Genomic DNA, 18,116 nt, shown 5'->3' on the forward strand with positions numbered 1-18,116 from the left:
TCACGGGGGCGACGCCCCGGGGCCCCGGGACGACCCGACCGGCCCGCGGGGTCACCAGCCGCGCTCGGCGAGGCGGTGCGGGACGGGGATGTCGTCGACGTTGATGCCGACCATGGCCTCGCCCAGGCCGCGCGAGACGTCCGCGAGGACGGCCGGGTCGTCGTAGAACGTGGTGGCCTTGACGATCGCCGCGGCACGCTGGGCAGGGTTGCCGGACTTGAAGATGCCCGAGCCGACGAACACGCCCTCGGCGCCGAGCTGCATCATCATCGCCGCGTCGGCCGGGGTCGCGATACCGCCCGCGGTGAACATGACCACGGGCAGCTTGCCCGTGGCGGCGATCTCCTTGACGAGCTCGTACGGCGCCTGGAGCTCCTTCGCGGCGACGAACAGCTCGTCCTCCGGCAGGGACGTCAGGCGGCGGATCTCGGCGCGGATGGTGCGCATGTGCGTCGTCGCGTTGGACACGTCGCCCGTGCCCGCCTCGCCCTTGGAACGGATCATGGCCGCGCCCTCGGTGATGCGGCGCAGCGCCTCGCCCAGGTTCGTCGCCCCGCACACGAACGGCGCGTCGAACGCCCACTTGTCGATGTGGTTCGCGTAGTCGGCCGGGGTCAGGACCTCGGACTCGTCGATGTAGTCGACACCCAGCGCCTGCAGGACCTGCGCCTCGACGAAGTGACCGATGCGCGCCTTCGCCATGACGGGGATCGACACGGCCGCGATGATGCCGTCGATCATGTCGGGGTCGCTCATGCGCGAGACGCCGCCCTGGGCGCGGATGTCCGCCGGGACACGCTCGAGGGCCATGACGGCCACCGCGCCGGCGTCCTCCGCGATCTTCGCCTGCTCGGGCGTGACGACGTCCATGATGACGCCGCCCTTGAGCATCTCGGCCATGCCGCGCTTGACCTTGGCCGAGCCGACGACGTCGGTCACCTGGGGGCTGTTCTCGCCGGAATTCTCCACGGACACCGCGAAACCTCGAATCTTCACGTTGGGACGCACGAGCAGGGGTCACGCTCGTGCCGCCGACATGCTTGCACGTCACCCCCAGTCTACGGAGGCGCGCTCACCCCTCGGGCACCAGGACCGCTCAGGGGTTGCGGTCCAGCGCCGGAGGCCACGCGTCGTCCAGCTCGACCGTGACCGGCATGGGTGCGTGCCCCGCCAAGGAGAACGCCCGGGCGTACCAGGTCCGGCGCAGGCGCTGCGTCTGCGCCACCGCCTCGTTGTGGAAGCGGCGGGCGATCTGCGCCCGGTACCAGGCCCCCGCGAGCGCGGCCAGCAGCTCCGCCCCCAGAGGCGAGGCACGGATCTCCGCGACCTCCTGCGGGTCCTCGAGCGCCCCGCGCAACGTCGCCGACAGGTCGCTCTCCGCCATCGCCCGCTGCATCCCCACCCCCGCCAGGAGGCGAGGAGCCCGCACCACGGGCGCGCCGCCGTCGGGCCTGCGCACCCCCTCCGGGGCCGCCACCAGCTCCGCCAGACCCGGCACCGCCGCCGCGACCTCCCGCATGCGCAGGTCGTCGTCCAGGACCGCGTACGCCGCCTCCGCGACCAGGACCGAGCTCGCCGGGTCCAGCTCCCCCGACCCCGCCAGGTCCAGGGCCGCCGACGCCCGCCGCTCGAGCTGCGCGTCCAACGCCAGGCGCGACGCCATCACCTTGCGGTGCAACCGGTCCAGGCGAGAAGCCGCGACCCACAGCGCCCACCCCGCCACCAGCACCACGGCCACCACGATGATGGCGATCTCCGACCACGTCACGACGGGTTCCTCTCCTGCTCCGGGCGGGGCCACAACCCCAGACGGCGACCGCCGCGCAACGACGCCGGATCCTCGTGCACCGGGATCACCGCGTCCGACGCCGCCAAAGCCATCTCGTACACCGCGAGCACCTCCGCCGTCACCGTCGACCAGTCGAACCGGCGCACGAACGAGATCGCACGCTCGCAGTACCGCACCCGACCCGCCGGGTCCGCCAGCACCCGCACCACCGTCTCCGCCAACGCGACCGAGTCCCCCACCGGGAACAACGCCCCCGCCTCCCCCTCGTCCAGGACCCGACGGAACGCCCCCAGGTCCGAGGCGACCACGCACGCCCCCGCACTCATCGCCTCCACCAGCACGATCCCGAAGCTCTCACCACCCGTCTGCGGCGCGATGTACAGATCCACCGACGACAGCAGCGACGCCTTCTCCTCGTCCGAGATCGACCCCAGGAACTCCACGGCGCTCGCGGCCTCGCCCAACGCCTCCAGAGCGTCGGCCCGCCCCTGGTCCCCGCGACCCGCGACCAGGAAGCGCGCCCCCGGGACCTGCTCCAGGATTCGCGGGATCGCGGCCGTCAGGACCGGCAGACCCTTGCGCGGCTCGTCCAGGCGACCCAGGAACGCGATCGTCGGCGCGTCCGGGGTCCCCTGCCACTTCGCGGACGGCTCGGCGTCGGCGAACGTGTCGACGTACACCCCGTTCGGGATCACGACCGCATCACCACCCATGTGCTCCACGAGCGTGCGCCGCGCATCCTCGGAGACCGCGATGCGCGCCGAGATCTTCTCCAGGCTCTGACGCACCAACGGGTACACCACCTGCAGCGCCCGCGACCGGATCAACGCCGTGTGGAACGTCGCCACGATCGGCCCCTGCGCGATCCACAGCGCCAGCATGCTCAGCGACGGCGTCACCGGCTCGTGCAGGTGCAGCACGTCGAACTGACCCGCGTCCAACCACCGGCGCACCCGCGCCGCCGTGACCGGACCGAACGTCATGCGCGCCACCGACCCGTTGTACCTCACCGGCACCGCACGACCCGCGGACGTGATGTAGTCCGGGATCGGGGTGTCCTCGTCCGCAGGGGCCAGCACCGACACCTCGTGCCCCTGCGCCATGAGCGCCTCCGCAAGGTCCCGGATGTGGAACTGCACACCCCCCGGGACGTCGAACGAGTACGGGCACACGATCCCGACCTTCAGGCTCATGCCGAGCCCACCACCCCTCCACCAGTCGAACCCTGCGCGTCCGTCGCCCGCGTCCGGGCGTACCGGTCCGGGTCCAGGTCCGCCACGAACACCTTCTGCAGCATGTGCCAGTCCTCCGGGTCCGCGGCGATACCCTCCGCCAGCTGGTCGACCCACGCCTGCGTCACCGCCGCCACCCGCTCGCTGCGCGGCACCCCGTCCGGGACCGCGACCGGCGGGAAGAACCGGATCACGATCCCCCACGGAGTCCCCGCCGCCCGCCGCCGGACCCCCGTCAGCCGCTCGTAACGGATCGACGCCGTCAACAACGGCGCACCCGTCGAGACCGCCAGCGCCGCCGGCCCCGCCGCCACCCGGGCCCGCTCACCGAACAGGTCAACCTCCACGCCCCGCGACGTCAGGTCACGGTCCGCGAGCAACGGGATGAGCCTGCCCGGCCCCCGCGCACCACGCATCAGCTCACGGAACACGTCCCCGTCACCCAGGGCCAGGATCTCGATCCCCAACGAGTTCCGGAACGCCAGGAACTCCTGGAACAGCTCCTCCGGCTTCAGCCGCTCCGCGACCGTCAGCACCGGGGCGATGTGCGGCGTCGCATACGCGCCCGCCAGGTCCCAGTTGCCCGTGTGCCCCAGCGCCAGCAGAGGCGTCACCCCCCGCGACGTGAACTGCAGGCAGTTCTCGTACCCCTCCAGCCGCACCCGCGCCTCGATCTGCGCAGGAGACGCTGCCGGCAGCGTGAACGCCTCCCGGTAGTACCGCATGTACGACCGCATGCCCGCACGGCTCAACCGGCGCAGCCCCCGCGCGTCCAGGTCCGGGCGCACCCGCGCCAGGTTCCGCTCCAGCTGCGACACCCCCCCCTTGCGCGTCGCCCACGCCACGTCCGCGATCACCGTGAACAACCCGCGCAGCAGCGGCTCCGGCACCTTGTGCGCGTTGCGCCACGCGAACGTGAACGCCTTGTCCGCGCTCACCCCCACCTCAGGCACCACCCTCGGACGCCGCAGCACCCTCCGACGGCGCGGCCCCCGCAGCAGCGACCGCCTGACGACGAACCGTCGCCATCCGCTGCACGACCGTCACGGCGCTCGCGGCCGCGAGCAGGCCCAGGACCACGACCAGCACCGTCACGGGCAGCCCCAGACCCACGAGCCCCGCCGCGACGAGCGTCACGACCAGACGGTCGGCACGCTCCGCGATCCCCACGGCAGCCGTCATGCCCAGCCCCTCGGCCCTGGCCCGCGCGTACGGGACCACCGACCCCAGGACCAGGGACGCGAGCCCCACCGAGATGCCCCACGTGTTGTCGGTGCGCACGAACCACACGATCAGCCCCGTGAAGATCGCGGCGTCGGCCAGCCGGTCGAGCGTCGAGTCCAGGAACGCCCCCCACGGCCCCGAACGACCCGACAGCCTCGCCATCACACCGTCGAGCGCGTCCGAGAACGCGAAGACCATGATCGCCATGGTGCCCGCGAACAGGTGCCCCGTCGGGAACAGCCACAGCGCGGACCCCACGACCCCGAGGGTCCCCACGATCGTGACCGCGTCCGGGGACACCCCGACACGCAGCAGGAACGCCGCGATCGGCGTGAACAACCTCGTCACGACGGCGCGCAGCCGACCGAACATCTAGCTCTCCTCGGAAGTGGGCGCCACCGGCGCCACGTCGTTCTCGTCCGGCACGTTCTCGTCCGGCACGTACTCCGGCGCGGGGACCTCGTCGGGGACAGTGGGCCCGCCGGTCGTCGCCGGGCCCACGCTCCCCCACGCCGCCGCCAACCGGGCCCGGGTGTCCCCCAGCAGCTCCGGCACCGCCTTGGTGTGCGCCACGATCGGCAGGAAGTTCGCGTCCCCCGACCACCGGGGCACCACGTGCTGGTGCAGGTGCGCCGCGATACCCGCCCCCGCGACCGCCCCCTGGTTCATGCCCAGGTTGAAGCCGTCAGGACCCGACACCGCGCGCGTGACCCGCATCGCCTGCTGCGACAGCCGCGCCAGCTCGCCGGTCTCCTCGGGCGTCAGCTCCGTGTAGTCCGACACGTGCCGGTACGGGCACACCATCAGGTGCCCCGGGTTGTACGGGTACAGGTTGAGCACCACGAAGCACCACGTGCCCCGCGCCACGACCAGCCCGTCCTCGTCGGACAGCGCAGGGACCCGGCAGAACGGGCACGACGACGACCGGTCGTCGACCGGCTTGTCCTGCCCACCGATGTAGACCATCCGGTGCGGTGTCCACAACCGGTCCATCCCGTCGTCGAACCGAGGATGCCCCTCCGGGCCCTCGACCGACCCGCCTGCCCCTGCGCCGTCCGACGTCACGCGTCAGACCTGGCTGCGCTCGCGGACCGCAGACACGATCCGCTCGATGGCCTCGGCCACGGGCACGCCGTTGTCCTGGCGCCCGTCGCGGTAGCGGAACGAGACCGCACCGGCCTCGACGTCCTCGCCGCCGGCGATGAGCACGAACGGCACCTTCTGGGTGCTGGCCGTGCGGATCTTCTTGCCGAAGCGGTCGTCCGAGTAGTCGACCTCGGCCCGGATGCCCTGGGCCCGGAGCTGCGCGACGACGTCGGCGAGGTAGTCGTTGAAGGGCTCGGCGACCGGCACGGCCACGACCTGGACCGGCGCGAGCCAGGCCGGGAAGGCGCCCGCGTAGTGCTCGGTGAGCACCGCGAAGAAGCGCTCGATCGAGCCGAACAGCGCGCGGTGGATCATGACGGGGCGCTGGCGAGTGCCGTCGGAGGCCTGGTACTCGAGGTCGAACTTCTCGGGCAGGTTGAAGTCGAGCTGGATGGTCGACATCTGCCAGGTGCGGCCGATCGCGTCCTTCGCCTGGACGGAGATCTTGGGGCCGTAGAACGCGGCGCCGCCCGGGTCCGGGACGAGGGCCAGACCGGACTCCTCGGCGACCTGGCGCAGCGTCTCGGTCGCCTCCTCCCACGCGTCGTCGGTGCCGACCGACTTCTCGGGGTCGCGCGTCGAGAGCTCGAGGTAGAAGTCGTCGAGCCCGTAGTCCTTGAGCAGGTCGAGGACGAAGTTGAGCGCGTCGGTCAGCTCGGACTTCATCTGGTCGCGCGTGCAGTAGATGTGCGCGTCGTCCTGGGTGAAGCCACGGGCACGGGTCAGACCGTGCACGACGCCCGACTTCTCGTAGCGGTACACGGTCCCGAACTCGAAGAGGCGCAGCGGGAGCTCACGGTACGAGCGGCCGCGCGCGTCGAAGATCAGGTTGTGCATGGGGCAGTTCATGGGCTTGAGGTAGTAGTTCTGCCCGGCACGGCGCAGCGTGCCGTCGGCGTCGCGCTCCTCGTCGAGGTGCATGGGGGGGTACATGCCCTCGGCGTACCAGTCGAGGTGCCCGGAGACCTGGTACAGCTTCTCCTTGGTGATGTGCGGGGAGTTGACGAACGAGTAGCCCGCCTCGATGTGCCGCTTGCGCGAGTACTCCTCCATCTCGTTGCGGATGATCCCGCCCTTGGGGTGGAAGACCGCGAGCCCGGAGCCGATCTCGTCCGGGAAGGAGAAGAGGTCGAGCTCGACGCCCAGGCGACGGTGGTCGCGTCGCTCGGCCTCGGCCAGGCGCTCGGTGTAGGCGCGCAGCTCGTCCTTGGTGGGCCAGGCCGTGCCGTAGACGCGCTGGAGCTGGGGGTTCTTCTCGCTGCCGCGCCAGTAGGCCGCGGCGCTGCGCATGAGCTGGAAGCCGTTGCCGATGAGGCGCGTGCTGGGCAGGTGCGGGCCGCGGCACAGGTCCTTCCAGGCCACGGAGCCGTCGCGACGCAGGTTGTCGTAGATGGTGAGCTCGCCGGCGCCGACCTCGACCGACACGCCCTCCCCTGCCTCCTCGTCGGCAGAGCCGGAGCCCTTGAGGCCGATCAGCTCGAGCTTGTAGGGCTCGTTCGCGAGCTCGGCGCGCGCCTCGTCCTCGGTCACGACGCGACGCTTGAACGTCTGGCCGTCCTTGACGATGCGGGCCATGGCCTTGTCGAGGGCCTTGAGGTCGTCGGGGGTGAACGGGGTCTCGACGTCGAAGTCGTAGTAGAAGCCGTCGCGGATCGGCGGGCCGATGCCGAGCTTGGCGTCGGGGTTGACCTGCTGGACGGCCTGGGCGAGGACGTGCGCGGCGGAGTGGCGCAGCACGTCGAGCCCGTCGGGCGAGTCGATGGTCACGCCCTCGACCTCGTCGCCCTCGGCGACGGGGGTGTCGAGGTCCTTGAGCTGACCGTTCACACGCAGGACGACGACGTCACGGCGGCCCTGGAACAGGTCCACGCCGGTCGTCCCCGTCTCCACCGTGGTCCGTTCTCCGTCGAGAGTGATGGACAAGGGTGACGAGAGAACGTCTGACACGGTGCGCGCTCCTAGCGGCTCGAGAGGGCAGTGGAAAGGGCGCCACCAGACGGCGGCGCCCCTCGATGTTACCGACCTCGGCCGGTCGCGTGCTTATCGCGCCCGGTCAGTCGTTCGCTTCCTTGGCCTTCTCGGCCAGGGCGTCGACGTGCCCGTCGACCGAGTCCGGCGTGAATCCCTTGATCTTGTCGGCGACCTCGTCGATCTTGTCGTCGGTCAGGAAGCCCTTGGCCTTGTCGACCAGTCCCCCCAGACCTTCCTTGGCCTCGTCGCCGGCGGCAGCCGCCTTGTCCTTGGCGTCGTCGATTCCCATGCTCGTCTCCTTCGCTCCAGGTCGCGCGCGAGACCCCTGTCCCGCCTCAGCGAAAGTACCGCCGTCCGGAGCTTCCTTCCACGGGAGGGACGACTCCGACACCCTGGGCGGAGCGAAACCCGGTCCTTCCCTGCTGGTGGTGAGTCGGGTACGGCAGGTGGGGTGCTGGGGCGATCTCCGCTTGGCACACTATTTTCAACCTCAGGTCCCGGCGAGCCCGAAAAGTGTGAGATGTCCGACGCTCCCTCGGGGCCCTCTCTCCCACGGACGGCCTTCCCGCGCGTCCTGCGCCGCTGCCATGATGTGCCGCGTGCCGTACACCCCCGTCCACGCCCTGGTGTCGCTCCCCCTCGCCGGTCGCCGTGCGCGGCGCACGCTCCCCCCGGACCTGCTCCTGTGGGCGCTGCCCGCCTTCGCGGTCGGCGCGATGGTGCCCGACGCCCCGCTCTTCCTCGACGTCCTGGTCCCGGGCACCGACGAGCTGGCCCACCCCACGCACCGCCTGCTGGGCGTCGTGACCGTGGACCTGGCCCTCGCGCTCGCGTTCACCGCACTGTGGGTCCTGGTCGTCCGGGGGCCGTTCCTGGCTGCGCTCCCCCGCCGTACCGTGCCCGTGCCCGGTGCGTCGACGCGCGCGGCACGCCCGCTCGTGATCGCGGGGGCCGCCGTCGGGCTCGCCGTGGCGGGCACGCTCACGCACATCCTCTGGGACGACTTCACACACCTGCGCGGCACCGCGGTCCAGACGTGGGACGTCCTGCGCACGCCCGTCGCGGGAGTGATGGCCTACAAGTACCTCCAGCACGGGAGCTCGCTCGTCGGCTTCGTGACGATCGCGGTGCTCACCGTGCGCTGGTGGCGTCGTGCGGAGCCTGTCGACCGCCCGCAGCACCTGCGCTCCGCGGTGGTCGCCCTGTGCGCGGGGGCAGCGGTCGGGATGGTCGGGGCGACGGCGCGCCTCGTCGCGACCGACCACGCCGTGACCGTCTTCTCCCTCGCGCGCCTGGCCGCGACGTACCCCGTGCTCGGCGCAGGCCTCGGCCTGGTCGGCTGGGCCGCCGTCCGGACGGCGTCACGGCGCAGGGACGAGCGTTCCTCGGTCGCACGGGTCGCGGCAGGCGACCCGGCCCAGGACTGACCGGGCCCGACGACGTCACGTCCGCGACGTCGTCGGCTCCCCTCGCCCGCGGGCTCGGCCGACGGGCGTCCCGGCACCTCCGCGAGCCGGCAGGGCCCGCGGGGGACGCGACGCCCCGGAGTCTCCCTCCGCCCTGGTGTCACCCCGTGGGGGGACCCTGGACGGACCCCACGGGCCGCCGACCGGTACCTCAGGTGGAGGCCGGGACCGCAGGTCGCGACCTAGCGTCGTGCCATGCCCAACCCCACGCTGATCGGCGACCCGCAGGTCCGGCTCGTCCCGCTCCAGGACGACGGCGACCCGCTCGTCGAGCTCACCTGGATCGACGGCCCCGCGAGCGCAGCCGCGCGGCACGTGCGCGCGGGTCTCGCCGAGCGGCTGCTCGCCGCGCAGCGCGCGCTCCCCGACGGGCTGCGTCTCTCGCTGTCCGAGGGCTACCGCCCCGTGCGGTCGCAGGCCGAGATCATCGCGCGCTACACGTCGTCGCTGCGCGCCCGACGACCGGACCTCGCGCCGTGGGAGGTCGTCGAGCTCTCGACGCGCTACGTCGCCCCGCTCGACGTGGCACCCCACGTGGCGGGAGCCGCGGTGGACGTCACCCTCGTCGATGCCCGGGGCCGGGAGGTCGACATGGGCTGCCCGCTCGACGCGACGCCCGAGGAGAGCGGCGGCACCTGCTACTTCGCGGCCCCGGGGATCGCGCCGGAGGCCCGTGCGTACCGCGACCTCCTGGCCCGGGCGTTGACGCAGGTCGGGCTGGTCAACTACCCGACCGAGTGGTGGCACTGGAGCTACGGCGACCGGTACTGGGCGCTCGTCACGGGAGCGCCGCACGCCCTCTACGGGCCCGTCGAACGGCCGTCGGCCGCAGCATGAGCACCGACCTCCTGCACCGGCGTGCCGGCGCGCGGCCGACGGCCCTCGTGACCCGCCCGACCGCGCTCGTCGACCTCGCCGCCCTGCGGGCGAACGCCCTCACGATCGCCCGGCTCACGGGAACGCCCCTCCTGGCGGTCGTGAAGGCCGACGGGTACGGGCACGGGGCGATCGCCCTGGCCCGGGCCGCGCTCACCGGCGGCGCGAGCGCGCTCGGCGTCACCTCGGTCGCGGAAGCGGTCGCGCTGCGGCGGGCGGGCATCGACGTCCCGGTCCTGAGCTGGCTCAACGCCCCGGCGACGGACTTCCGCCCCGCGCTGCACGCCCGGGTCGACCTCGCGGTCCCGAGCCTCGACCACCTCCGGGCGGTCCGCGCGGCCGCGCGGCGGACGGGCGTCCCCGCGACGATCCACCTGCACGTGGACATCGGGATGTCGCGCGACGGGGCCGGGCAGGACGCCTGGGGGCAGCTGTGCACCGAGGCCCGTGCGGCCGAGGAAGCGCGGGAGGTCGTCGTGCACGCCCTCATGGGTCACCTCGGCTGCGCCGACCGTCCCGGGCACCCGACGACGACGCGCGACCTCGACCGGTTCGACCGAGCGACGCGGGTCGCGCACGCGGCGGGCCTCCGTCCGACGGTCAGGCACCTGGGCGGCACGGCCGCCGCGCTGACCGAACCCCGTGCGCGGCTCGACATGTGCCGCGTGGGGGCGGGCCTGGTCGGCATCGACCCCGCCGGCTCGAGGGCGCCGCTGCGACCCGCGCTGACCCTCCTCGCCCCCGTCGTCTCCGTGCGCGAGGCCGGCGCCGGGCAGCGCGTCGGGTACGGCGAGGCGCACGTGCTCCCCCGCGCGACCCGGCTGGCCCTGCTGCCCGTGGGGTACGCCGACGGCATCCCCCGGATCTCGTCCGGGCGCGCGTCGGCCCTGCTGCACGGGCGCCGCTGCCCCGTCGTGGGCCTCGTCTCGATGGACCAGGTGGTCGTCGACGTCGGGACCCTTCCCGTGGTCGCCGGGGACACCGCCGTGGTCCTCGGTCCCGGCGCAGCCGGGGAGCCCACGGCCCACGAGTGGGCGCACTGGGCCGGCACCATCGAGCACGAGATCGTCACCGGCATCGGCCCGCGCGTCGACCGCCGCCACGTCGAGGAGGACCACTGATGGGGACTGCGATGCACGAGACCCGCGAAGCCCGCGTGCCCGGCGACGCCGTGACCACGGAGGCGGTGCCCGCGGGCACCGTCCCGGGCAGCGGGCGCCTGCGCGTTGCGGTGATCGGCGGCGGACAGAGCTGTGAGCACGACGTGTCGCTGGCGACCGCGGCGTCGGTCGGCGAGGCGCTCGAGGCGCGCGACGTCGACGTCGTGCGGCTCACGATCGGCCGGGACGGGCGGTGGTTCGACGGGTACGGGTCGCTCGGGGACGGCGTCGGCGTGAGCCTCACGGCCGCCGTCGGGATCCTCAGCGGGTGCGACGTGGCCTTTCCGGCCGTCCACGGCCCTCGGGGCGAGGACGGCACCCTCGCGGGCCTGCTCGACCTCGCCGGGATCCCGTACGTCGGGTCGGGCGTGCGCGGCGGGGCCCTGGCCATGGACAAGTGGACCACCAAGCTCGTGGCGCGCGAGCTCGGCATCGCCGTCGCCGGAGGGAGGCTCGTGGACGCACGGTCGCCGCTCCCGACGGTCCGGTCGTTCCCCGTCGTGGTCAAGCCCGTCGCGTCGGGGTCCAGCCACGGCGTCACGGTCGCGCACGACGACGTCGAGCTGCGCGCGTCCGTGACCCGCGCGGGACTTCTCGACGAACGGGTCCTCGTCGAGGACTTCGTGGCCGGGCGCGAGATCGACGTCGCCGTCCTCGAGACCGCCGACGGTGCGCGGGTCGTGGGACCACCCCTGGAGATCGTGGTCCCGACCGGCGGAGTGTTCGACACGGCCGACAAGTACGACGGCGACCCGACGTTCCTCCTGCCCGCCCCGGTCTCGCCGGCCGAGCACGCAGCCCTGCGCGAGGCCGCTCTCGCGCTGTTCGACGCGCTCGGGTGCCATGGCGTCGCCCGCTTCGACTTCTTCCTGTCCCCCGTGCACGGACTGGTCCTCAACGAGGTCAACACGATGCCGGGGATGACGGCGACGTCCCAGGTGCCCAAGATGTTCGCCGCGCTGGGGACGCGCTACGAGGACCTGGTCGAAGGGCTCGTGCTCGCTGCCGCCGCGGCCCGCGCTGCGGGACAGGTCCCGACGGGAGCGGTCCCGCCACGAGCAGTCACGATGAGAGGGAGCGCCGCCTGATGGTCACCGGTCGTCCGTCCCGTTCGGCCCGGCTCCGTGGGAGCATCTGGGCGTGAGCCCGAGCCGTCCCGCGACACCTCCCGCCGCAGCCGCCTGGCTCGCCCCGACCGTCGCCCTGCTCGTCGTCGTCGCGGGGCTCACCGAGGTCGGCCGGGACGAGCGGATGTCCGACGCACGCCACGTCGCCGGCGTGGCGATCGTCCTGGCGACGGCCCTGGCGTGCGCGCTCTTCCGCCGGGCCCCGGGGCTCGCGCTCGGTCTGCTCCTCGCGACCGGCCTGTTCCAGGTCGCGACCGGGGCTGCGCTCCTCGCGGTCCAGCTCACCGCTCCCCTCGTCGCCTACGGGACGTCACGCTACGGGTCGACGCTCGTCGTGTGGCTCAGCGGTGTCGCGCTCCCCTTCGCCCCGGTCTTCGCGTTTATGTACCTCGGCAGCGACGGCATGTACGTCTCGAGCGACCTCGTGACGCTCGTGCTGTCCTCAGGGGGCGGGCACCTCGTCGGTCCGGCCCTGGTCGGGTTCGGCTCGCTCGCGTACTTCCTGCTGCCCTGGTTCCTCGGGCTCGTGCTCCGGGGCCGCGAGCGCACCCGCGCGTCCCGCCGGGACGAGCAGGCGGCCCTCGCGGCCCTCGACGAGGCCCGCGAGCAGCGTGCGGCGGCGACCGAGATCGCTCGTCTCCAGGCCGGGAACGCTCGCCTGGCGCGCGACGTCCACGACGTCGTCGGGCACTCGCTCGCCGTGATCCTCGCCCAGGCCGAGTCCGCCCAGCTGCTCGCCGACGACGACCCCGACGCCGCCAAGCGTGCCATGGCGAGCATCGCCGGGTCCGCTCGCCAGTCGTTGCGCGACGTGCGGGCCGTCCTCGGCTCGACCGGGACACCGACCCCCGCCGGGCTGCTCCCGCAGGGAAGCCTGCAGTCCCTGATCGACGACGTCCGCACCGCGGGCGTCCAGGTCGAGGACACCGAGTCGGGCGAGGCGCGCGACCTGACCCTCGAGGAGCAGACGGTCGCGTTCCGCGTGCTCCAGGAGATGCTGACCAATGCGCTCAAGCACGGCCGCCGGGACCACGCGGTCACGGTCCGTCGGGCGTGGAGCACGGAGCCCGTGCCGAGCGGCCGCGCGGGTCGGACGAGCTCCCTGCTCGTCGAGGTGGCGAACACCGTCTCCCCCGAGGCCGAGCGCGGCGTCGGGGGGCTCGGGATCGCCGGGCTGCGTCAGCGGCTCGAACCCTTCGGCGGGCACCTGTCGGTCCGCACCGCACCCCTGCCGGACGGCAGCGCGACGTTCACGGCGAGCGCGCACCTTCCCCTCTCGTGAGCAACGGCCGCAGCAAGCCGCCCCGCACACCCCACCCCCACCCCCACCCCCACCCCGTAGGAGCCTCATGACCACCGCCGAGGACGTCCGCGTCCTGCTCGTCGACGACCAGGAGCTCTTCCGGCAGGGCGTCGCGGTGATCCTCGACGCCCAGCCCGGCATCCGGGTGGTCGGGTCGGCAGCGGACGGCCTGGAGGCCGTGCACCTGGTCGACGAGCTGGAGCCCGACGTGGTGCTCATGGACCTCCGCATGCCCGTGGTCGACGGGGTGGAGGCTACCCGGCAGATCTTCGCGCCGACCCGCGCCGCGGGGCGCACGCGACCGGTCCGGGTCGTCGTCCTGACGACCTTCGACCTCGACGACCGCGCCGCGACCGCGATCCGCTACGGGGCGAGCGGGTTCCTCCTCAAGGACTCGAGCCCCGAGCAGCTCGCCCACTGCGTCCGCACGGTGCACGCCGGCAACGCCGTCATGGCACCGCAGGACCTGACGACGCTCCTCGACGGCAGGTTCCGGACCGTCTCGCCGGTCCCTGCGGAGGTCGGGTCGCTCACGAGCAAGGAGCGCAGGGTGCTCTCGCTCGTCGCCACGGGGCTGTCGAACGCAGAGATCGGGGCGCGGTTGTTCGTGAGCGAGTCGACCGTCAAGACGCACGTGGGCGCGATCCTGCGCAAGCTCGACCTGCGTGACCGCGTGCAGGTCGTCGTCTACGCGCACGAGCACCGGCTCGTCGGCGCCGACCGCTAGCCGGCGCCTCCTGCGCCGACCGGGCTCGCGCCGTCGCGAGGCCTGGCCGTCGCGGCGGACGAGCCGGACGCTGCCGGCACCTCCTCGGACCAGATCCCGAGGAGGTCGCGCGACGCGGTGGCGTTCGTGCCCAGGACGGCGTCGGCGAAGGAGCGGAACGCCGGGCCGGGCGGACCGTCGTACGGAGGCAGGTGCAGGTCGAACCGGGTGAGGTGATCCTCGAGGAGGTTCGCCGACCGCATGGCGGTGATCGCCGAGTCGCGCCACCGGAAGAGCTGCACGAGCGCCTCCGTCGCGGCCGCGACCGCGCCGAGCACCGCCACGACCCACGTCGGGACGCTCGGGACACCGGTGAGCACGGGGATCGACCCTGCGCTGACGATCACGACGACGCGCGTCGCGCGGTACCGCCTCATCTGACGCGCGTGGTACCGCGCGAAGTCGGTGTACATCCCGCGCACGTGCTTGCGGTACCCCGCGACGAGCCGGGGGTCGGGAGCCGGGACGTCGTCGGGAGCCGCGACCTGCGGCGACGGCGGTTGCGGTGGCGGCGGCGGTGGCGGGAGGGGCGGTGGCGGCGCGGGGCGCAGTGGCCGGACGGGTCCCGACCCGTCCGTCTCCTCGGTCACGACGGGTCCTCGGCGTCCGGGTCGAAGGGGTCGGTCCCGACCGAGCCGTCGAGGACGACGGGCTCGACCGGGCGCGCCGGGGCGGGGGGCCCGGGAACGGGCGGTTCGGGCGGGTCGAACGGCGGGACCGACGTCCCGCCGTCGATCACGACCTTCGTCCAGTCGTCGGGGTCGTTCTCGATCCTGGCGTCGGGCACCGGCTCGTCGGCGCGCAGCCCCGAGGGGGGCTCGGGGGCCGCGTCCTCGCCGACGCTGTCCTCGTGGATGTCCATGGCGGGCCTGCTCTCGGTCGTCCGGGAGCGGCCTCGTCGCCGCTCTACCGAGAGGGAGGCCCCGGGGCCCGCGTTCGATGCACCGGCACGCTCACGGCGTCCGACCGCGGGACACCCCGTCGAGCGGGACACCGGGTGGCACGGCGTGCGGGACTCCGGGGGCACGGCGTGCGGGGTACCACGAGAACCTCCCGCGAGGCGCCGGTCCGACGTAGGTTCGGACCGGTGGAGGTCCTGGCGGGCCACCGCCGCCCGACGCCGACGACACCACCGAGGAGCAGAGCGATGACCGGATCGACGACGACGGCCTGGACCGACGACGAGCTGGACCGGGTCGGCCGGGCCGAGGAGCTCCAGGTCTCCTCGCTGCGCGCCGACGGGAGCCTGCGCCCGTTCGTGACCATCTGGGTCGTGCGGGTGGGCGACGGCGTCTACGTCCGGTCGGCCTACGGCCGGGACAACGGCTGGTTCCGCCGCGCCCTGGCGGACCCGCGGGGCCGGGTCCGGGCGGGCGGGGTCGAGAAGGACGTCGCGTTCGTCGAGCCCGACGACTCGGTGCACCCGGCGGTCGACGCGGCCTACCACGCGAAGTACGACCGGTACGGGCCCGCGATCGTCGGTTCCGTGACCGGGGCCGCGGGCGCCGCGGCGACGTTCCGCGTGGACCCGCGCACGTCCTGACGCGTCAGGAGGGCGCGCGGCCTACGGGACGGGGGCGACGTCGTCGACCGCGCGCAGGGCGTTGAGCGTGCGCGGGTAGCCGATGTACGGCAGGAGCTGGGTCGCGACGTCCACGAGGACCGCGCGACCGTTGCCGACGTTGCGGTTCGCGGCCACGTGACCGCGCACCTGCGGGTCGGCGCCGCCCAGCGCGACGAGCATCGCGAAGGTGAGCAGCTCGCGCGTGGGTACGTCGATCCCCGTGCGCGTGTAGTGGTCGCCGAAGCAGTTCGCGGACAGCAGCCGCTGGACGTGCGCCTGGTCGGCGGGCGCGTTCGCGTACATCGAGGCGACGACGTCGGGCCCCACGATCTCCTGCTGGACCGCGAGCCCCCTCTCGGTACGGTCCTCCGCGGTCGTGGTCGACTGCCCCGGCAGCGGGAGCTCGACGCCGTGCTCGACGAGGACCTCGTTCGTGACGCGCAGGGCGTCGAGCGCCCTGGCCGTGCCGACGTAGGGCACGGCCTGGTAGACGATCTCCTTGACCTCGACGGGCGTGACCTCGTCGCCGAGCCCCGCACCGAGCAGGGCTCGGTACTCCCCCAGCCCCTGGCACGCGACGAGGGCAGCGAGCCGGACCATGAGGCAGGTCCTCGCGTCGAGGCGGCTCGTGCGCAGCGCCTCGTCGGACGCGAGGCGGTCGAGCGTCTCGACGAGCTCGGGGTCGGTGGTGGCGAGCGCGGCGACGTGCTCGCCGAAGATCGTGTCGTGGTGCGCGCGGTCGGTGTCGGGCATGGTGGCTCTCCTCGTCGGGACGGGCTGGTCGCTCTCCAGTCCACGATGCTCCTGGCCCGAGCGCACGCGGGAGGCCAGGACGTCCCGGGTACCGGCAGGACCTCCCTCGCCCCGCGCCGAGGCCGTACCGTCGAGGGCATGGACCACAGGACGCAGGTGCGGGAGTTCCTGGTCTCTCGCCGCGCGAGGATCAGCCCCGAGGAGTCGGGGCTGCCCGTCTACGGGGGCAACCGGCGGGTGCCGGGGCTGCGCCGGGAGGAGGTCGCGATGCTCGCCGGGGTGAGCGTCGACTACTACACCCGGGTCGAGCGAGGGAACCTCTCCGGTGTCTCCGAGAGCGTGCTCGAGGCGCTCGCCTCGGCGCTGCAGCTCGACGAGGCCGAGCGGGGGCACCTGCTCGACCTGGCCCGGACGGCGAACGCCTCGCAGCGGACACGGGCCCGCCGGTCTCCCCGGCCCACGGTGCGCCCCGTCGTCCAGCGCATCCTCGACGCCATGGAGGGCGTCCCGGCGTTCGTGCGCAACGGGCGGCTCGACGTCCTGGCCTCGAACGTCCTGGGCGAGGCCCTGTACTCGCCGATGTACGTCGACCCAGTCCGGCCGGTCAACCACGCCCGGTTCCTGTTCCTCAGCCCGCGTGCCGAGGGCTTCTGGGGCGACCACGACAAGGCCGCGCACGACACGGTCGCGATCCTGCGGGCCGAGGCCGGACGCAACCCGTACGACAGGGCGCTCACGGACCTCGTGGGCGAGCTGTCGACGCGCAGCGAGTCGTTCCGGACGTTGTGGGCCGCGCACGACGTCAAGTACCACCGGTCCGGGACCAAGGTCTTCAACCACCCGGTGGTGGGCCGGGTCGAGCTCGCCTTCGAGGGCTTCGAGCTGCCCGCGGACCCGGGTCTGACGATCCTCGCGTACAGCCCCGAGCCGGGCAGCCCGTCCGAGGACGCCCTGCATCTTCTCGCGACCTGGGCCGCGACGGCCCGGCAGGAGGCGGCGGTGTCCGGGGCGGGGGCAGAGGCTGCGGACGACCGGGCCTGACCGCCCGTCGCCCCCGTCTCGACCACCTGCCCGACGGCGCCGCGCGCCACGCGGGAGCGCTTCCACCCTGGAGGACGAACGTGGGTAGGGTGTCGGCGTGACGAAGATCTCCCTCCCCCCGCTGCACTGGTTGTCCCACGAAGGCGCAGGTCAGGTCGCCGACGACGCCGTGACCCTGACCGCCCCAGCCGGCACCGACTGGACCAACGACGCCCTGGGCGCCCCGCCGCAGCACGCGGCCCCGGCACTCGTGCTCGACGCCCCGGCCGAGCTCGCGCTGTCGGCCCGGGTCCGGGTGACGACCGAGCGCACGACCTTCGACGCAGGCGCCCTGGTCCTGTGGGCCGACGACGCGCACTGGGCCAAGCTCTGCTTCGAGCAGGCACCGAACGGCCGGGCCATGGTCGTCTCGACCGTCACGAACGAGTACACCGACGACTGCAACTCGTGGGACGTCGACGACGAGGCCGTGCACCTGCGGGTCGTGCGCACCGGCCCCGCCTGGGCGTTCCACGCCTCGCGCGACGGCGAGACCTGGGAGTTCGTCCGCCTCTTCCGCCTCTACTCCGACCTGCCGGTCCGGGTGGGCTTCCTCGCGCAGGCTCCCCTCGGCACGACCTGCACCGCGGTCTTCGACCGGATCGAGCTCCACGACACCGCGCCCGGCGACCTGCGCGACGGGAGCTGAGCCCGGCGCC

At 73.4% G+C, this 18,116-nt stretch carries 20 protein-coding genes; 9 read left to right on the forward strand and 11 right to left on the reverse strand.

What is annotated here, in order from left to right; genetic code table 11:
- Positions 1-51: 51 nt before the first annotated feature.
- The 8 genes from pdxS to ACFVQ3_RS04475 form a co-directional block, all read right to left on the reverse strand.
- Complete coding sequence (gene pdxS / locus ACFVQ3_RS04440) at positions 52-975, reverse strand: pyridoxal 5'-phosphate synthase lyase subunit PdxS (RefSeq protein WP_206053308.1); 924 nt, start codon at positions 973-975, stop codon at positions 52-54.
- Between the two features lie 121 nt (positions 976-1,096).
- Positions 1,097-1,768, reverse strand: a complete 672-nt coding sequence (locus ACFVQ3_RS04445; protein WP_387635551.1) for a hypothetical protein — start codon at positions 1,766-1,768, stop codon at positions 1,097-1,099.
- Positions 1,765-2,976, reverse strand: coding sequence for a glycosyltransferase family 4 protein (locus ACFVQ3_RS04450; protein ID WP_387635647.1), 1,212 nt, complete (start codon positions 2,974-2,976; stop codon positions 1,765-1,767). The genes ACFVQ3_RS04445 and ACFVQ3_RS04450 overlap by 4 nt, the downstream gene beginning before the upstream one ends.
- A gap of 2 nt (positions 2,977-2,978) precedes the next feature.
- Complete coding sequence (locus ACFVQ3_RS04455; protein ID WP_387635553.1) at positions 2,979-3,965, reverse strand: phosphatidylinositol mannoside acyltransferase; 987 nt, start codon at positions 3,963-3,965, stop codon at positions 2,979-2,981.
- A 1-nt stretch (position 3,966) separates the two neighbouring features.
- Entirely contained in the window at positions 3,967-4,617 is a 651-nt protein-coding gene (gene pgsA, locus ACFVQ3_RS04460; protein WP_387635556.1) for a phosphatidylinositol phosphate synthase, read from the reverse strand.
- Positions 4,618-5,310, reverse strand: coding sequence for an HIT family protein (locus tag ACFVQ3_RS04465; RefSeq protein WP_387635558.1), 693 nt, complete (start codon positions 5,308-5,310; stop codon positions 4,618-4,620).
- A gap of 3 nt (positions 5,311-5,313) precedes the next feature.
- Positions 5,314-7,338 (reverse strand): threonine--tRNA ligase, encoded by a 2,025-nt coding sequence (thrS, locus tag ACFVQ3_RS04470; RefSeq protein WP_387635561.1) that lies wholly within the window; start codon positions 7,336-7,338, stop codon positions 5,314-5,316.
- A 106-nt stretch (positions 7,339-7,444) separates the two neighbouring features.
- The gene (locus ACFVQ3_RS04475; protein WP_387635564.1) at positions 7,445-7,651 is read right to left on the reverse strand and encodes a hypothetical protein; all 207 of its coding nucleotides are present in this window, start codon (positions 7,649-7,651) and stop codon (positions 7,445-7,447) included.
- 310 nt (positions 7,652-7,961) lie between these two features.
- On the opposite strand from ACFVQ3_RS04475, the gene ACFVQ3_RS04480 reads away from it, so the two are divergent.
- The 6 genes from ACFVQ3_RS04480 (at position 7,962) to ACFVQ3_RS04505 (ending at position 14,021) form a co-directional block, all read left to right on the forward strand.
- Entirely contained in the window at positions 7,962-8,789 is an 828-nt protein-coding gene (locus ACFVQ3_RS04480) for a DUF4184 family protein (protein ID WP_387635566.1), read from the forward strand.
- Between the two features lie 234 nt (positions 8,790-9,023).
- Positions 9,024-9,665, forward strand: a complete 642-nt coding sequence (locus tag ACFVQ3_RS04485; protein WP_387635569.1) for a M15 family metallopeptidase — start codon at positions 9,024-9,026, stop codon at positions 9,663-9,665.
- Positions 9,662-10,825, forward strand: coding sequence for an alanine racemase (alr, locus tag ACFVQ3_RS04490; RefSeq protein ID WP_387635571.1), 1,164 nt, complete (start codon positions 9,662-9,664; stop codon positions 10,823-10,825). Before ACFVQ3_RS04485 ends, alr begins: the two co-directional genes overlap by 4 nt.
- Positions 10,825-11,952, forward strand: a complete 1,128-nt coding sequence (locus ACFVQ3_RS04495) for a D-alanine--D-alanine ligase (protein WP_387635574.1) — start codon at positions 10,825-10,827, stop codon at positions 11,950-11,952. Before alr ends, ACFVQ3_RS04495 begins: the two co-directional genes overlap by 1 nt.
- Before the next feature lie 52 nt (positions 11,953-12,004).
- Positions 12,005-13,273, forward strand: a complete 1,269-nt coding sequence (locus ACFVQ3_RS04500) for a sensor histidine kinase (RefSeq protein ID WP_387635576.1) — start codon at positions 12,005-12,007, stop codon at positions 13,271-13,273.
- A 67-nt stretch (positions 13,274-13,340) separates the two neighbouring features.
- On the forward strand, positions 13,341-14,021 hold the full coding sequence (locus ACFVQ3_RS04505) for a response regulator (RefSeq protein ID WP_387635578.1): 681 nt from the start codon (positions 13,341-13,343) through the stop codon (positions 14,019-14,021).
- On the opposite strand, the gene ACFVQ3_RS04510 is transcribed toward ACFVQ3_RS04505, so the two are convergent.
- Both ACFVQ3_RS04510 and ACFVQ3_RS04515 read right to left on the reverse strand, forming a co-directional pair.
- Positions 14,018-14,650 (reverse strand): DUF4231 domain-containing protein, encoded by a 633-nt coding sequence (locus ACFVQ3_RS04510; protein WP_387635581.1) that lies wholly within the window; start codon positions 14,648-14,650, stop codon positions 14,018-14,020. The genes ACFVQ3_RS04505 and ACFVQ3_RS04510 overlap by 4 nt on opposite strands.
- Positions 14,647-14,922, reverse strand: a complete 276-nt coding sequence (locus ACFVQ3_RS04515) for a hypothetical protein (protein WP_387635583.1) — start codon at positions 14,920-14,922, stop codon at positions 14,647-14,649. The genes ACFVQ3_RS04510 and ACFVQ3_RS04515 overlap by 4 nt, the downstream gene beginning before the upstream one ends.
- Positions 14,923-15,207: 285 nt before the next feature.
- Between ACFVQ3_RS04515 and ACFVQ3_RS04520 the strand changes: the two genes are divergently transcribed.
- Positions 15,208-15,603 (forward strand): DUF2255 family protein, encoded by a 396-nt coding sequence (locus ACFVQ3_RS04520; protein WP_387635586.1) that lies wholly within the window; start codon positions 15,208-15,210, stop codon positions 15,601-15,603.
- Positions 15,604-15,624: 21 nt separating this feature from the next.
- On the opposite strand, the gene ACFVQ3_RS04525 is transcribed toward ACFVQ3_RS04520, so the two are convergent.
- Entirely contained in the window at positions 15,625-16,377 is a 753-nt protein-coding gene (locus tag ACFVQ3_RS04525) for a carboxymuconolactone decarboxylase family protein (protein WP_387635588.1), read from the reverse strand.
- Positions 16,378-16,515: 138 nt separating this feature from the next.
- On the opposite strand from ACFVQ3_RS04525, the gene ACFVQ3_RS04530 reads away from it, so the two are divergent.
- Together ACFVQ3_RS04530 and ACFVQ3_RS04535 are read left to right on the forward strand one after the other, a co-directional pair.
- Complete coding sequence (locus ACFVQ3_RS04530; protein ID WP_387635591.1) at positions 16,516-17,418, forward strand: helix-turn-helix transcriptional regulator; 903 nt, start codon at positions 16,516-16,518, stop codon at positions 17,416-17,418.
- A 97-nt stretch (positions 17,419-17,515) separates the two neighbouring features.
- Positions 17,516-18,106 carry a DUF1349 domain-containing protein gene (locus ACFVQ3_RS04535; RefSeq protein WP_387635594.1) on the forward strand — a complete coding sequence of 197 codons (591 nt, stop codon included), beginning with the start codon at positions 17,516-17,518 and terminating at the stop codon, positions 18,104-18,106.
- Positions 18,107-18,116: the final 10 nt, after the last annotated feature.

Source organism: Oerskovia sp. NPDC057915, from assembly GCF_042887685.1.
In the GTDB taxonomy this organism is placed as follows: Bacteria; Actinomycetota; Actinomycetes; order Actinomycetales; family Cellulomonadaceae; genus Oerskovia.

Bases quoted from the DNA above. Each gene is read 5' to 3' on its own strand.
- ACFVQ3_RS04475 (WP_387635564.1), bottom strand. From the start codon at position 7,651: ATGGGAATCGACGACGCCAAGGACAAGGCGGCTGCCGCCGGCGACGAG.
- ACFVQ3_RS04520 (WP_387635586.1), top strand. From the start codon at position 15,208: ATGACCGGATCGACGACGACGGCCTGGACCGACGACGAGCTGGACCGG.
- ACFVQ3_RS04505 (WP_387635578.1), top strand. From the start codon at position 13,341: ATGACCACCGCCGAGGACGTCCGCGTCCTGCTCGTCGACGACCAGGAG.
- alr (WP_387635571.1), top strand. From the start codon at position 9,662: ATGAGCACCGACCTCCTGCACCGGCGTGCCGGCGCGCGGCCGACGGCC.
- pgsA (WP_387635556.1), bottom strand. From the start codon at position 4,617: ATGTTCGGTCGGCTGCGCGCCGTCGTGACGAGGTTGTTCACGCCGATC.
- ACFVQ3_RS04515 (WP_387635583.1), bottom strand. From the start codon at position 14,922: ATGGACATCCACGAGGACAGCGTCGGCGAGGACGCGGCCCCCGAGCCC.
- ACFVQ3_RS04525 (WP_387635588.1), bottom strand. From the start codon at position 16,377: ATGCCCGACACCGACCGCGCGCACCACGACACGATCTTCGGCGAGCAC.
- ACFVQ3_RS04530 (WP_387635591.1), top strand. From the start codon at position 16,516: ATGGACCACAGGACGCAGGTGCGGGAGTTCCTGGTCTCTCGCCGCGCG.
- ACFVQ3_RS04495 (WP_387635574.1), top strand. From the start codon at position 10,825: ATGGGGACTGCGATGCACGAGACCCGCGAAGCCCGCGTGCCCGGCGAC.
- ACFVQ3_RS04485 (WP_387635569.1), top strand. From the start codon at position 9,024: ATGCCCAACCCCACGCTGATCGGCGACCCGCAGGTCCGGCTCGTCCCG.